The following is a 14,931-nucleotide window of genomic DNA, read 5'->3' on the forward strand; positions in this document are numbered from 1 at the left end:
CTACCGGGACAGCGGGCGCTCGGACGCTGGACGGTTCCCCGAGAGAAGTAGCGCGGCCTCGCCGGGTCGACGCGTCACGGTGGCGACAGTCCGTCCCGCGGCGTCGCAGACGTGAATGTCCACCAGTTCGCCGCAGCGGGTCACAGTCACGGTTCCGCCGTCCCTGGTCGGCAGAGTCACCATGCGCGTGCACCAGCCCGGTACAGCTCGGAGAAACGATTCTTCCCCTTCACCCGAGCCTGCTTGACCTGGTTCGGGGTCACGCCCATGTCATCTGCCAGCACTGCGTCCGGCTCGTCACCGTAGAACCCGACCGGTGCAATGCCGTGGTCACCCTTGAGTACGTGGCGCTGCCGGTCGCTCAACAGCCCCAGTGCGCGGTGGACTTGCTCTCGAATCACGCGGCGGCGGTGGCTGGCAATGTCGGCCGAGTCCACCAGGTCCGCGGGTACGCCCATCTCCTGCGCGATCACGTCCCCGAGGGTGAAGCTTTCACCGTGCCTCGCCCCGTTGAACGGCCGGTCCAAGGAGTCGATGCCGAGCCACGACAGCCGAGCCGCGTAGGCAAGTTCAGGGCTGAGCTTTTCCGCGCCCATTTCTTCTGACGCTGCGATCTTCTCGGCGTCGTACGGGTCGCCGGCTGCCATGCACAGTGCTTGCTCAAACCGCTTTGCGGTATAGACGCTGACCCCGGGGCGGGTCGCCTCGCGTCGCGCGTCAGCCATGGCCCGGGTAAGGCTCCGGTCCATGTGCGCCATGAATTGTGCGGGGTCGTCCCCAGCAAACTCGCCGATTGCTTCCCATACTGCTATCCGCCCCACCTGCGCGAGGTCTTCCACCAAGTCCGTGTCTGTGTGTCCACTGGTGGTGGCCAACCTGCGGGCGCGAGCATTCACGAGTTCTTCGGTTTCCCGAATTACCGACGACACCGCGTCAAGGTCATTGCTCTTGGCGTCGGCAATTTGGGCATGCGTAAGCTGAGTCAAGGGGCACCGTTCCGGGTGGGATTTGTTGGCCCCTGTAGGGACCGAGGGTTTCCCGGAACGGCGAAGAAGGGCCCATAAGAGGGCCTTGTCGCTTATCCAATGCGCATGGGTGAGGGCATGAAAAAGCCCCGTCCCGGGTGGTGCAGGACGGGGCTTGCGCATTGCCTTATCGCTGCTGCATTCAAGCTTTCGCCAGAATGCAAGGCAGCGGCAAAGGTGTTACTACGGACTTTTAGGGATGGGCTAGGGCAAACCTCGGACTTCGCCACCCGAGTCGAGATCTAGCGGTCACGCCCGGTAAATTCGACGGCTCCGCTTCCTTCTCAGGTAGGAACTGGGAAGGAAGCGTGCACTGCGTGGGGATGAGAAACGGTCGGTGCCGGTGACCTGTCCGTGATCTGAGGGTGCGCAACCGCAGGGGCGGTTCAGCAGTCATACTTGGGCAGTTTTTGGTTACTGTCAGTGCAAGACGCCCGCTGGTAGCCGCAACAGTGTGTAGCTAGAAATCAGCGCCGTACAGGCTGCCCCAAGATCGTCCGCCGATCTCTGCTGCTGCCTCGATGGGCACCCCGTAGAGCGGCCACGTCATGCACCGCTCAAACTCCCGGGCGATCTCCTCGGCCTCCTTCGCGGGAGCCGACGCCAACAGCTCGTCATGAATTGGCAAGCGGCAGTATTCGAGCAGACCGGCGCTTTCGACATTCAGCATGGCTTGGCCGAGAACGTCCCGCGCGACGCTTTGGCAAGCGTAATTGACCACGGCATAACTCCGGTCCCGGTCCAGTGGGAGCCTGCGGCCCGTGGACGAGACAAAGACCATGCCGTTTTGGAAAGCCTGACGCTGCCAGCGCGAGGACGCGCGCTTGATCTCAGGGAAAGCCCTGTCGTAAGCGGCGACGGCTTGCGCAATCTCGGATTCCGTGGCACCGGTCTGCCTCGAAATCGTCTTGATTCCACCGCCGTACACCTTTCCAAAACCGGCCCCCTTGAATACCTTCCGGTCTTTCGCGGTGGCCTGGTCGCCCTTGATGAGGCGTGCGGTATAGGCGTGGATATCGAACTTCTCGCCACCGCTTAGGAATCCCTCTTTCATGCGGCGGACGTTGGCGAGGGCCGCGAGGACCCGCATTTCAATTGCCTGAAAGTCGGTGGAGATCATGACGTGTCCGGGCTCGGCGAGGATCGCGCGCCGGATCACGTGGTCCGAACTCGGGAGCTGGTGCAGCCCGTCCGTCACCGACATACGGCCTGTCCGCGCCGCGAGGGGCGCTATCACCGCGTGCAGCCGTCCCGCGGCGGACAGCTTGGTCATGAACCGCTCGGCGTACGACGTGCCCCACTTGTTCGCGCGCTTGGCCCGAAGTACCGCGTAGGCAAGGGGGTTTGGCTCGCGGGCCCCGATGCGCTGCCAGTCCCGGTCAAGGTCCGCGAGGGGCAGCAACACGGCTTTGTCCACCTTGAGCGCGCCCGCGTCGGTGCGCTCGGTCAGCGTCTCGCCCATGCCTTGCAGCGCTTCCGCCACCTGTCCGGGGCTGCCGACCGACGCAACCCCGTACCGGGCTGCAACGGCGCCGTACTTCTCGGCCTCCTCGGCGAGCCGGCGCGCGAGCGGGACCGCATAGTCCTGGTCCACCAGCAGCCCCGTGCGCTGCATCGTCGCGCAGAGCCTCGCTAGCTCGTGTTCGTACGTGACGAGCTGATCCCGCACGCCGAGCCGCGCAAGTTCCCGCCGCAGCACGGGGGCGAGCCGAGCCGTCAGGATCACGTCGAGACCGGCATAGAGCAAATAGGTTGGGTGCGTCAGCGGGATTCCCGCCCACCCGGTTTCTTTGGTGAACCCGAGCGAGTTGAAAACCTTTGTAAGCCCCCCTTGCGTGTCCGGGGCCGCCGGGTCCACCCACTTTGCCGATAGAGGCTTGAGCGCCGTTCCTGCCCCACCCTCGGAGGGCTGCCGCGGGTCGATAAGGGCCGCGAGGATGCGGGTATCTGTCGTCCACGGCGTCAGGTCTTCCATGGGAATTCCGGCGCACTGCCCGAGGACGAGCCAGTCATACGACGCGTTGTGAATCAGAATTTCCCGGCAGCGCAAGAGAGCGTCACGGGCGTACGACTCGTGATATCCGCCCCGCTCGTACAGGATCACCCACGCGTCGCGCTCGTCACCGAATTGCACCGTGCGCAAACGAAACGAGGGGCTGAATATCTCCAAACCCGTGGTCTCGGTGTCAACGGCGATGGGGCCCCGCTCGCGCGCCCGGTAAAGCCACTTCCAGAACTCGGCTAGATCCTCGGTGGTCTCGGGAACGTGCACGGTGACGGTCTCGCCGGCTATCTCGTGCCGTAGCTCGATCATGCTTCCCCCCGAAAGCAAAAAAGGGGCCGCCCACCTGGTCAAGGTGAACGGCCCCGCATGTGTATGGGCTAGCTTCCGAAGATTCCCGGGCCGGTCTGTTCGGGGCTCTCGTCAGCAAGGCGCAGACCACCGAGGGAAATACCTCGCTTGGTGCGCTTCTTAATGGCTCCGCGTTCCTCCATGGCGGAATAGAACGCCTGCCGTGTCCACCGCTCGCGCCCGGGAAGGTTCTCCGCCTCGCACCAGTCCAAATAGCTGTTGAAGGCGTCGTTCCCGCTCATGCTCACCGCGTCGTCGGCCCACTCCAGAACACCCGGCAGGAAGCCCGCGAGCGGGTCCGAGGTCTCTCGGTACTCCTGCGACGCGCCCGTGATGACCTGCGGGTCTCGCAGTCCCTCGCGGTACCAGGCCACCGCCCCACGGACCGCCCATGCGGCGATTCCCTCGGACTCGGCGAGCAGCTTCCTATCTAGCGCGGGGTCGCGCTCGGCGGGGGCAAACCACCGCGTGAAAGGCAGCAACTTGACCCGTCGCCAAAGTCCCTCATCCTGTGATTTGAACTTGGGCTTATGGTTCGTGGCGAGCAGCAGCAAAAAGGACGGGCGGAACTCGAAAAACTCCTGACGCAAGAACCTTGCCGAGATCATGTCCTTACCGGTGACCCGCTTAAGGATTGATTCCGACATGGGCTTACCGCTCTCGCCCTCGGACGCCATAACGAGCCTCGCGCCACGCAAAGCGGCAATATCGTTGGGGATACCGCCGCTCTTGCGTTCCTCGAATGTGCTAAACGGAGTCGTCCGGGAAATGGCGCGGAAAACGGAAGTCAGCGTGTCCACGAGAACGCTTTTACCGTTGGCGCCCTTGCCCCACAGAACCGAAAATGCCTGTTCCGTGGTGTGGCCTGTGATGCCGTAGCCGACCATGCGCTGAATGTACGCGGGCATGTCCGGCATCCCGGGAAAGATTTCCTCTAGGAATGCTTCCCACCGCGGGCACGTGGCCTGCGGGTTGTAGTCGATATCGAGCGCGTACGTCAGTAGGTCGGCCTGGTCGTGCGGGCGCAAAAGTCCCGTGCGGAGATCGACCGTCCCGTTGGCGAAGTTCAACAGGTCGGGGCGGTCGTCAAAGTCGGTCGCGGAAATGGACACGTTGGGCACGGAACACAACTCGGTCAGCAGCGCGTCAATGCGGGAAGTCATCGTGAACCCGCGCGCTAGCTGGTTCTGTCCCGCGAGGACGAGCGCGGCCCCCATGCGGTGGATTTCCTGCCTCACCCGCATATCCGAGCGGACCCAAATACGGCCGTTCCACGTGTAGAAACCGAGCCCCGCCGCATGCCGGATGGTGCCGTTGTTGAACGCGACCAGGGCGTGAGCGTTCATGGCGTCGCTCTCGCCGTACTGGCCCACAAGGTCCGACAGGATGCGCGCGGCCTCGCTGCCCTGGTCCCGGGACACCGAGTCGGCCCCCGTGCGCGTCGCCAACTCGGCGGACCGCTCGTCGGCCTGTACGTCAGCGCTTTGACGTACAGGGCGAGCCGACTTAACGGCACGGTGCAACTCGGCGGGGAACCCGCTCGGGTCGCGTGCACGCCAGTCGGTCAGGTCGTCGCCCTGGTGGGGCATGTCGAGCGCGTACGCGGTGACCCCGTGGGCGGTCAGCCCCTCGGCGAGACGCTGCGAAAACCCGTTGCCCGCACGGTCGTTGTCGCCGCAGATGATGACGAGCTGTCCGCGCAGACCCTCGGCGAGTTCGGCAACCAGCTCGGGCGAGCCGGCGAGCGAGGCACCGCGGACCACCACCGCGTCATAGCCCACGGCAACGGCGGTCAGACCGTCCCCGGGGCCCTCGGTGACCAGGACCGTGCCGTATCCGCCCTGACCCCGCATGACCCCGTACGGGGCCCACCTGAACCCCTTGGGGTTCATCAGGGACACCCACCGCCCCGGACAGTCGCCCGTCAGGTCCCGCCCCTGTAGCCCGCGGGTCGTCCCGTCGAACCCCAGCAGGGGGACGGTCAGGCGAGCAAACGAGCGGTAAGCGCGGGACAGGTGCGGGAAGTCCTTACCGGCCGAGCCGTCGTCCACGCCGAGCCCGAGTTCCGCGGCGGTCTCCAGGTCGAGCCCGAACCGCTTCGCGAGATAGTCCCGGGCCCGCGCGGACCACTCGGCCGCGTAGTCGCCGAGGGCGAGCGAGGCACGGTCCACGTAGGCCGCGAGTGCGGCAGTCTGCGCGACGGGGACGAGCTGCGGGCGTCCGGCGGGGACCGTTGCCCCGGGGCCGGTCGCCTGAAAGAGGTCTCCCCACCCGAGCCGTACCGCGGCGATCACGTCGGCCGTGTCACAGCCGGCCCGGCACGTAAGACGAACCTTGTCGTCCGCACCCCGCCAGATACGCAGCGAGGGCCGCGAATCCTGGTGGGCGGGGCACAGCGCCGAGTACCCGCCGTCCGCCTCGCTGGACACCGACTCGAACCGCCCCAGCAAATCAGCGAACAGCACGCGCGCTCACCCCCGAGGGGACGTTGCGGCGGTAGTCGCCGACCAGGTGGCCGAGGTCCCGCACGGTGGTGGTCAGGTACCACCGGGACGTGTCGAGCCCGCGCAGCGAGACAGACCAGCCGTACAGTGCCGCGAATTCCTGCGTCGGCATCCCGAGGGCAAGCCGTATTCGGGTCCACGTCCGCACCGACACGTGCACTCGGCCCATGGCGACGGAGTGACCGCGCACCTTCCGTACGACGATTCCGTACGGGAATCCCGCGTGCCTCGCCTCGATCTCCGCCTGACGAATCCACGTGGGCACGGCGGGACTCTTGGTGTTCTTCGCTTCCAGCACGAACGGGGCCGCGTGGATATCGCCCACGTCCCGCGCGCCTTCCTGCGCGGCTCGGCGGACGTTCGCCCCGTTCGTCGGGTCGTGAAACTTCCCGTGCGCGTCCACCAGGCCGAGGAACGCGTTTAGGTAGTCGCGTACCGCGCTCTCCCACGCGGTGCCCTTTGCTTTGTTCGGATTAGCCATCGTCGCCCACCCGCTGAATACGGGCTCCGCGTCCCATGGCGTGGGCAGCGGCAGCGAGATACCGAATCCAATCCGGCCGCGCAGTGTAGTCAGGGTTCAGGTGCAAGGTGTCGCCCTCGCCGAGGGCCCGCACGTCGCCGAGTGATGGTGCCTGGTGCTTAGAAATAGTGATTTTCACGAATCCCCCCATACGAAAGGGCCGGACAGCACCACACGGGTACGTCCGGCCCTTTACGTCTTGCGTATTTACTGGTCTCGCTCGCCCGTCGCGTCGGGCAGGATCAGCCGGACGTGTTCGGCGGAAATCCACTCGGAGCGCAGAGAGCGCCGCTTAGTGAACCCGGACTCAATTCCCGTCGGCCGTACGAGCAGCATCGGCCGGAGCCGACCGCCCTCTATGCGGGTCGTGACCCGTCGTACGAGCGCGTCCGCGAGCCGAACCCGGTTCCCCTGTCGTGCGGCATAGGCCACCAGGTCCCCCGGATACAGTTCCTCGCCGGCGTAGTCCGTGATTACGCCTCTCTTCCCCATGCGTCCCCCTAGGAATATCGCTGTGCGTCAGCAGGTGTCGAAATGCCGCGTAAGCCTGCGGCGGGCACACTCCATTGCCAATGGCCTTGAGCTGTTCGCGGCGGTTAAGTCCCGGGACGGTGGTCACCCATCCGGGGATTCCCATAAGCCACTCGGCGAACTCGGCCGTAACGCGCACTCCGCCGCGCGGACCCTTTTCGGTCGGGGCGGGAGCGGGACAGCCGGTCAGTTCTTCCCATCGGCGGATTGCGGGCAGGAACTCGCCCCACCATGCGGAAGGAGAATGACGAACGTCCGCAGGTTCATCCCACCCGTTCGTTTCGGGGAATTCCCCGGGCCCCCCGTCGCGTCTGAGGCGGTCGGAGTAGGGCAGTAGGTAACAGGCTTCATCGGCGAGGGTGGCAGCGTGCGGGCGGCGACGAATCCCCGCGAGGGGCGTTTCCCAGTACGAATATGCGGGTGTTGCGCCCCGCCATTCGTCCCAAGATTTGCGGTCGGGGTTTTCAGGCACGGCGAGGCAGAACCATCGGTCTCGCTGGTGGGGGGCACCAATTGCGGATGCGCGATAGCAACACCACCGACTGTTGTACCCGATCTCGGCCAGCTCCCCGAGAACGTCCGGCATTCCGCGGCCTCGAATGACTGCAACGTTTTCCAGGAACACGAGCCCCGGTCGAATTGTGCGAATGGCTTCGGTGACGTGCGTCCAGATACCCGAGCGCGTGCCATTGATTCCCGCCCCTCTTCCTGCAATGGAAATGTCCTGGCACGGGAACCCGGCCGTAATGGTGGTGATCTCTCCCGCGAGGGGCGACCAGTCGATTTGCGTTATGTCCCCCAAGTTGGGGGCGTGCGGATAGCGTGCCGCGAGAATCTGCGAGGCTGCCGGATCGGTCTCGGCGACGTATCGCACCTGGTCACCGGTCAGCCGCTCGACCGCGAGGCCGAGCCCGCCATAGCCCGCGCACAGCTCAAGAATGGGCATGTGATTCCCCTCGGGAGGGGCAGGAAAGGGAGCCCCGGGAATATCCGTCCGGAGCCCCCTCACCGCCACGGGACTAGTAAGCGGGCTCGTCGGCGATAGCGTCCGACCACGCCTTGAGAACGCGAATTACCGGCTTGCGGTAAGACACGTCACGGCCCTTCTTGGTGGTGTACTCCACGAGTTCCAGTTCAATGGAGCACAGAGCCTCGCCCCCGATCTTGTCGAGCGCGTTTTCCACCTGGTAAAGAACCTCGGCCAGCTTCCAAGAGCCGGTCTGGAGCTTGAAAAGGCCAAGGTCGTAATCCTCGGCGAGGCGGAACGAAACAGCGATGGACGGAGACGGACCGCGCTTCGACTTAGCGGCGGCCTTTCGGTCCTCCATCAGCTCGGGGCAGCGGCACGGCTTGCCCTTGTCCTCGTCCGGGGAAAGGAACTCCACCCCGTCGCAGTGGTGGATAAGCGCCGAGCCGTTCCACAGCTTTAGGTCCGAGGAAATCGCGTCCGGGCCGGAAAGGACTACCTGCACCTTGTCCCGGGTGGTCAGAACCTCAATGAAATTTTCGGAAGTGGGATCGGTCTCGACCGGAGTACCGCCCATGAGCTGAGCGATAGCGTCGGCAACCGCCGGGTCGCCGGTCGTCACGCGCCACTCGGAAAGAGCGACCGGAAGGTTGTCCACCTGCTTGCCGCCGTGAAAGCGGCCCACCGTGTCGTCAGAAAACGACTGCTTCGGCTTGGCGTTCGGGTCGGTCTCGAAAATGCGAAGTGCCATGGTGCTAGGTCCCCCTGGTTTTGGGCATGAGAAAGGGCGAGCCGATTCGGTTCGGCCCGCCCTGGTGGTCTGGTGCGGGATTAGGCGCGGCGCTGCGTTCCGGTGATGAGCCGGCGGGCGCTCTCGGCAATCGCTCGGCCGAGCACGGTCTTAGAGATCTCGCGGTCCCACGTGAACACGCGCCGCAGCGTCAGGAACACGTCGAAAACCTCACGGTCGATACGCACGGGCTTGAAAGCCCAACCGTCCGGGGTGATGTGGAGAACCGCCGCGCCGTCGAATTCCGGCATGGGCTCGGAAGTCCCGTCCGGGGCAATGATCTTGTCGGCGTGCGCATAGGCAGCCATCTGCAACGCCACGTCGGGATAGGTGGACTTGGAAGTCTTCCAATCCACAATCAGTGTGTGCCACTCGCCGGACACGTGGTCGGGCTTTCCGTCCTCGCCGAGCCGAACCCGCAGGATCGCGTCAAAAGAGCCCGCGTACTCGTGCGAGTCGGACCACGCAATGTCTTCCGCGCGGACCAGCTCGGGGCGCACCGTGTCCAGGAAGTCGGCGAACCCCGCCCGGTACGGCTCTAGATCGGGGTGTACGCGGCCGATGGCCTCGCCCCGGATCATCCGTTCAAACAGGTCGTGCGCCTCGCTGCCGATCCTTGCGCGGAGCTTGGTGTACCGCGAGTGGGCGTTCCGCAGGTAGTCCACGGCCCCCGCTTCGTCCCGCTCGGCAATCGACGCCACGGCGGGCAAGTTCGACACGGCAGCTTCCGCAGTCATCCGAGCAGCCCACCAGACCAAGAACGGCTTGGGCAGCATCGCGACGACGCTGGTAACGCCCGGGTACTTGATTGCGGTTACCGGGTCCACGTACCACCGTGAGCCCCCGCGCTGAATCGTCCGGATGGCTCCGGGCATTGGTTCCCCCTCGTATTGCTGTGCTTGGAAGCGACCAGCGGGCGAGGGGTGATGAGGTGACGAAATAGCCTTACTTTTTTGGTGAACAAGAAAAAACCAAGAGAAAGAAAGACAGGGGTCACTTTCACCACCCCGTCACCCGCTGGTCAGCGGCGGACCGCGAGCGCGTCCACCAGGGCGTCAAGGTCGGCGACCGTGCCCGCGTTCGGGATCGTCACGTCCGCCGGGTACGCCTCTAGGTCGAGTTCGGAGACGTGCCGCGCGGCCTCGCCCCCAGCAGTCGCCCCGGATCGCTCGATGCGGACCATGAGCGCCCCCGCGCACCGCAGTGCGTCCGCCTCGTTCGCGTACCGCACGTCAGAGACCACGACGGGCAGGGACCACCGGTCAGCGGTCGCCACCTTGTCCAGCGCCATGCGTAGCCAGAAATCCGGGTCGTCCGCCCGGACGGTCTCGCCGAGGTTCTGCAACGTGCGCCGCACCTCGGGATAGGCGGTCTTCGCGCGGTCCCATCCGAAGCGGCGCACCACGTCAGACAGACGGATCGGAAGCGAGCCGTAAGACGTGCTCTCGGCCCCAACGATGGGGTCGAGCCGTAGGGCGGAGTCCTTGAGCGGGTCCGCGAACGCCACCCGAACGAACTGGTAGCGGCTCACGAGCCGAGCGGCGGCGGTGTCCTTCCCTGCCCCCGCTCGGCCCATGAGTGCGACGTGCCGATAGCTCACGCGTCGGCCTGGTGGTCGTCGTCCTGGCGCTCGTCGAGCGTTCCGCCCTCGCCGGCCTCCGTGGTCTTGGCGTTCTCGGCTCGCTGGACAACCTCACCCGTACCGAGCACCGCGGCGACCAGGCCGAGGACGAGAGCGCTCGGCAGCTCGGGGACGTAGTGGGCGACCAGGGCCAGCGCGGCGACTGCCATGGCGTAGATACGGGCCGGATGCGTCTTGATGAACTGCATAGGTGTCCCCCCGGAAGTTGCTGTGTGTGAACGCTCGGGCGTTTGCGTTCCCGAGCTGGTCCCCGCCGAGGGGGACCGCTGTTACGGGCAGTCGTCAGACCGCCGGGACCCTGAGTGCCGTCCACGTCTTTGCACCCGGCCACCCGTCCGCGTCGCCCCCGGAAAAGCCGCGCTTTCGCTGCCACTTCGCGTAGCTCTTGCGGTCCGCGTCAGTCCACCGCGGACCCGGGCCCTCGATGTACGCCGAACAGCCCTCGGCAACGAGCCGCTTGCCCATGGCTGCGATGAGTGGCGAGCGGGGCGAGGACTTGAACCAGTCCGTGCCCGGGAACGGCGCATACTTCGGGGCGGGCTCGGGCGGCTTGCCCCCGGCCGCCTTGACGATGCCGGGAAAGATCACGTCTCGGAACTGCCGCTGTCGGGCGTCACCCGGGCATGCCGTGCCCCCCGCACTCCACTGTGAGTGCATGCGGTGTGTGCCAAAACCGGGATCGCTTGCGCTGCGGCAGATGCGCAGCGGAATCCCGTGGTGCTTGTGCATCCACACCCCGAGCTTGATGAGCGCGGATACCTGCGCGTCGGTCCACCGGTCGGTGTGCTTCAGGTTGCTTGCGGTCTCTACAGACACCGCGCCCGTTCCGTCGCCTCGCCGATTGGCGTGCATGTTAGCGTCCGCTCGGGTCTGCGTGCCGATGAACTGGAATACGTCTCCGTCGAACTCCACGTAAAAGTGAGACTCAAGGTTGGTCGAGTCCCGCCAGTACTCGTAGGTACGGCGACCGGTCCACGGGGCGGCAATGCTGTGCAGGATCAGTTGGGTTGGGCGAATGGGAGCCTGTGCGTCTCCTTCGGGCTGTACTTCCATTCGCTTCGCGTTCGGATACCAAGTCACATGCTCTCCCTTGTGTTTGGGCATGAAAAAGCCCCGCCCGGTGAGCCCGGAACGGGGCTGACGTTTCTGGTCGGCCCTCTAGCCGGCGAGGCGCGCGACGGTCAGTCCGGCGGCAACCACGGTCGCAACGGCGGTGATCAGGGCGACGGGCAACACGAACTTGCCCCGCTCGCTCTCCAATCCACGGATACGCGTTTCGTGATCCTCTAGCGTCTCGTCCACAGATTCCCCCTGTTGTCCGAGCCGCTGCACGTCGCCACGGAGACCTACCACTTCATCGTAGATTTCACGGGCTCCGATACGTACGCCTAGAGGCTCGTCCTGGTCGTCATTCATCAGACTGCGACTCGACTTCTCCAGCAGTAATGACGGTCACACCGTCCCCGATTCCGGATTCAGGTGAACCTACCGCCACTTGGGGCGGGTCCCGGTACAGCAGATAGCCGGGAAGAAGCTTGGCTATCTCAGATGCCAGTACCGATATCTCCTCCTGTGTCAAAGTAGCTCCTATATAGAAACAGACGGGTCAACAGGCGGGTCGGGTTTCAACCCTGCGTCAAGGGGCGTTCCATTGTAGGAAGTCGCTCGGAGCGTCAACGTTTGCCGAACACTTCCTTCTGCGCCCGATGTACGAATGCCAATTACCCATGCGAGTGTGTCAAGACTGGCACCCGTGTAATCCACGACCCGTATGACGTCTCCGAGCTGGATACGGGGGTCAGGAAGGATCTCGACTTCCCCAATGAGGGGCAGCGGGTAGGCTCCTGCATCGCGCAGAACCGACGCGACAGCGGAGGCAGACTTGGAATCCTGAATCCATCCACCGGGGTCGTGCTCGAACTCCTGGACACCGTAAATCTTCTGGCTATTGGTGTTCCATGCTGCTGACCAGTTGTCCGAGGGTGATGCCCCGGAATCCACGCTCGGCGTCAGCAGAGTAACCGGCCCATCAAAAAGCGTCGTCGGCGTAAGCCATACCGAAGTCTTGCTTCGGTTGAACATTTCCAAGACCAGCGCCCCCGCCTCGCGGGTGACCTTGACTTCGACGGCACCGTATACCACCGTTTCCCCGGCTCTCTCCGTGGCGAAGCGAATACAGTCAGGGGCGAGTTCGTTGGCTGTAAAGGGGGGCGACGTATCTAGCTCTTCGTCCCCGTAGTCCCAACTCATTGTGTAGCTACCGCCGGCCGGGATCTCCCTCATGTGGGGAGTGGTTTTTTTCGTCGTCGCTTTGTTGGCCTTCACCCGGAACCAGTTTGACCACTTCACAGAGCAGTGATTACGACACGCATCGATTTCTTCCGTGATGGAGAGCGCGGCGATTTCGCGGGCAGAGGTAACCGTGAGATCGGCTCTTGATGGCGCGACCGCCCACCGGGACCCATTACGCCAATGAAAGATGCCGTCCCCGTCGAAAGCGGCAGTGGATAGTGTCGCCTTAGCTATGGACGTGATCACCTCCCAAGAGCTGCCGCTCACCACCGGGATCACACGCAAAGGGACGTTCGGCTCATCTAGTCGAGCGGACTTTTTCCATTTCCCTTTCTGTGTGGCATCTGCCAGGTTCGCCGGGCGCTTTGCGAGTTGTGAAACCTGAACGGCTTCTACCCTCAATCCCCCGATGCGTAGAATCACATTCCCAAGGGCACCTGCCGGGATAGCGCTCCCCGCTGAACCAAGCTTTATGATCTCTTCGGTACCGTCGGGGTAGCCTAGAATTGCCTCGGCGGTGGCCACCCCGGTCGATGAAAACTTGAGCCACATACCAAAGAAGAACCGCCCGAACTGATACATGTCCACGACGGTCGACACCACAGACGAGTTTGTTATGAGGTTCGGATCGGTCCCGTTCGTGTACGAGATCGTCCCCCCATCGGAGAAATCAACCTGCATGCTGGTATAGACGGGCGCCGCTGTCCCGCGCACCCAGGAAAGCGAAAGATCTAGGGTTCGGGTGCCACTGGTTACGCCCGTATTATCCACCCACGCTTCGAGAAAAAACCCTTCGGAGTGATGGCGGTTAACGGAACGCTTTTGCGGCGCATACTCCGCCTTCGTGGTGCCCTTAGACGAGCCCTGGACAGCACAGTCCCAAGGCGCATTCGTCTTAGGCCACGCAGACCAATCGCCTGAGAGCGACTTGAGGAAGCCAATATTGGCAGCCGCGCCGCCGTGCATGCTCGCGTAAAGCAATGCCTCTTTCCGGGGCGGCGGGCACGTATGGATACCCGCTCGCTGCAAAAGATGATCCACACACCACGTTGGTGAAGACACCCAATTGGTGGCGCTCCCGAACGGAGTATCGGGGTCGATACCTCCCGAGGGGCGGGGCAGCGAAGCCGGCTGACGCAACCGCTCGGCACCATCCAGGGCCGTGACGCTCACTGTGTCCGTGCCCGACTGCGCCGAGCGAGCCCGCACACTGCCGCGGAATGTGGGCACGGCCTGGCCACCGACGCCCCACCCATGTACGACAGACTGCCCCGGCCGCACCACATCCCCCGTTGCGCGGGGTGCCCACGGGCCGTACAGGGCGGGTGCCGAACGCCCATTGGTTCCGCCCAGCGTCAGCGACAGTTGCGCACTAGACGACCCGCTGTATGCGCGCATGGCGTCGGGCAAATCGGTGCCGTAGCTCTGCTCCAGCGTCCACGACTGAACCTGTGCGGACATGTCCTTGCCGCCGAGCCGCACCGTCTGACTCGGCTGCCGCTCCCCGGAGTTGAGAGCCGAAATCAACTCAGCGCTACCCGGACGCACTTGTCACCTCCACCAAGCTCAACGACACATCGCGATAGGACCCGTTACCGGGCATCGCTGCGTGGCTGTAGTCCGTGATGCTCATGGCGGGACAGCCCTCGCCGAGCGGTGGAACGGCACTCTCCGCCGGCTGGTACAGGCTGAGCACCGAAGCGCCGATGGCATGCGTGCCCGCGGCGGCCAACCCCACCATGGGCGTCACGAACGCCATGTCTGCGGAGACCCCACCAGCCAAGGGGCCCTTGCTGGCGTCCGCCCACGTGACCCATCGGCGGTCGTCAGTGGCCGAGTGCCACAACAGACGGAGGGTTGCCCCCACCACGTCAGCGAATGCAGGGGCCCACCACCAGACCGTCATACCCGGGGTCACCGGGAAGCCCGGCCACGTGGGGTGAGTCCACGACAATTCGGCACCTGCGGTGGCGTCCACCGTCGCGGGGCCGCCAAAGGCGAGCAGCCCACCCGAGGACACTGACCAGTGCCGCGCCGAACCCTGCCCGAGCGATTGAGTGCCCCCGAGCAGATTCCGTGTGAGGGGGTCGAGCACCGCCACGGGCCCCGGACCATCGATTCGCCGTGCTAGCCGGTCGATGCGTGACGCGTCGTCCGGGTCCATGCCCGACCATGAAAGCGACATGCGACGCGGGGCGGTGGGTGCCGACCAGGTCGTGACAGCCCCGCTGAGAGACCGGAACTCAACTGCACCCATATCAGGGGAGCGGTCGAACTTGCTCGCTCCGTCCTGAATCTCGTACAGAG

General features: G+C 64.7%; 13 protein-coding genes. All 13 read right to left on the bottom strand.

Features of this window, described 5'->3' with window-relative positions:
- Positions 1-176 precede the first annotated feature (176 nt).
- The 13 genes from J2N69_RS11095 to J2N69_RS11155 all read right to left on the bottom strand — a co-directional run bounded on the left by J2N69_RS11095 (position 177) and on the right by J2N69_RS11155 (position 14,788).
- Positions 177-986: a sigma-70 family RNA polymerase sigma factor gene (locus J2N69_RS11095; RefSeq protein ID WP_230900581.1), complete on the bottom strand. Its 810-nt coding sequence runs from the start codon at positions 984-986 to the stop codon at positions 177-179.
- Positions 987-1,485: 499 nt separating this feature from the next.
- Entirely contained in the window at positions 1,486-3,339 is a 1,854-nt protein-coding gene (locus tag J2N69_RS11100; RefSeq protein WP_230900582.1) for a DNA polymerase, read from the bottom strand.
- A gap of 68 nt (positions 3,340-3,407) precedes the next feature.
- Positions 3,408-5,843 carry a phage/plasmid primase, P4 family gene (locus tag J2N69_RS11105; RefSeq protein WP_230900583.1) on the bottom strand — a complete coding sequence of 812 codons (2,436 nt, stop codon included), beginning with the start codon at positions 5,841-5,843 and terminating at the stop codon, positions 3,408-3,410.
- Complete coding sequence (locus J2N69_RS11110) at positions 5,830-6,363, bottom strand: hypothetical protein (RefSeq protein WP_230900584.1); 534 nt, start codon at positions 6,361-6,363, stop codon at positions 5,830-5,832. Before J2N69_RS11110 ends, J2N69_RS11105 begins: the two co-directional genes overlap by 14 nt.
- A gap of 346 nt (positions 6,364-6,709) precedes the next feature.
- Positions 6,710-7,879, bottom strand: coding sequence for a DNA cytosine methyltransferase (locus J2N69_RS11115; protein WP_230900585.1), 1,170 nt, complete (start codon positions 7,877-7,879; stop codon positions 6,710-6,712).
- A gap of 73 nt (positions 7,880-7,952) precedes the next feature.
- Positions 7,953-8,651, bottom strand: coding sequence for a recombination directionality factor (locus J2N69_RS11120; protein WP_230900586.1), 699 nt, complete (start codon positions 8,649-8,651; stop codon positions 7,953-7,955).
- A gap of 80 nt (positions 8,652-8,731) precedes the next feature.
- Positions 8,732-9,517 (bottom strand): hypothetical protein, encoded by a 786-nt coding sequence (locus J2N69_RS11125; protein WP_230900587.1) that lies wholly within the window; start codon positions 9,515-9,517, stop codon positions 8,732-8,734.
- A 194-nt stretch (positions 9,518-9,711) separates the two neighbouring features.
- Entirely contained in the window at positions 9,712-10,221 is a 510-nt protein-coding gene (locus tag J2N69_RS11130) for a deoxynucleotide monophosphate kinase family protein (RefSeq protein ID WP_230900588.1), read from the bottom strand.
- 65 nt (positions 10,222-10,286) lie between these two features.
- Positions 10,287-10,520, bottom strand: coding sequence for a hypothetical protein (locus J2N69_RS11135; RefSeq protein ID WP_230900589.1), 234 nt, complete (start codon positions 10,518-10,520; stop codon positions 10,287-10,289).
- A 94-nt stretch (positions 10,521-10,614) separates the two neighbouring features.
- A complete protein-coding gene (locus J2N69_RS11140) occupies positions 10,615-11,436 on the bottom strand; it encodes a peptidoglycan-binding protein (RefSeq protein ID WP_230900590.1) in 822 nt (273 codons plus the stop codon).
- 54 nt (positions 11,437-11,490) lie between these two features.
- Positions 11,491-11,748 (bottom strand): hypothetical protein, encoded by a 258-nt coding sequence (locus J2N69_RS11145; protein WP_230900591.1) that lies wholly within the window; start codon positions 11,746-11,748, stop codon positions 11,491-11,493.
- A 171-nt stretch (positions 11,749-11,919) separates the two neighbouring features.
- Complete coding sequence (locus J2N69_RS11150; protein ID WP_230900592.1) at positions 11,920-14,172, bottom strand: hypothetical protein; 2,253 nt, start codon at positions 14,170-14,172, stop codon at positions 11,920-11,922.
- Positions 14,159-14,788, bottom strand: a complete 630-nt coding sequence (locus J2N69_RS11155; RefSeq protein WP_230900593.1) for a hypothetical protein — start codon at positions 14,786-14,788, stop codon at positions 14,159-14,161. Before J2N69_RS11155 ends, J2N69_RS11150 begins: the two co-directional genes overlap by 14 nt.
- Positions 14,789-14,931 lie beyond the last annotated feature (143 nt).

Origin of the sequence: Streptomyces huasconensis, from assembly GCF_021028635.1 — a bacterium.
Lineage (GTDB): Bacteria > Actinomycetota > Actinomycetes > Streptomycetales > Streptomycetaceae > Streptomyces > Streptomyces huasconensis.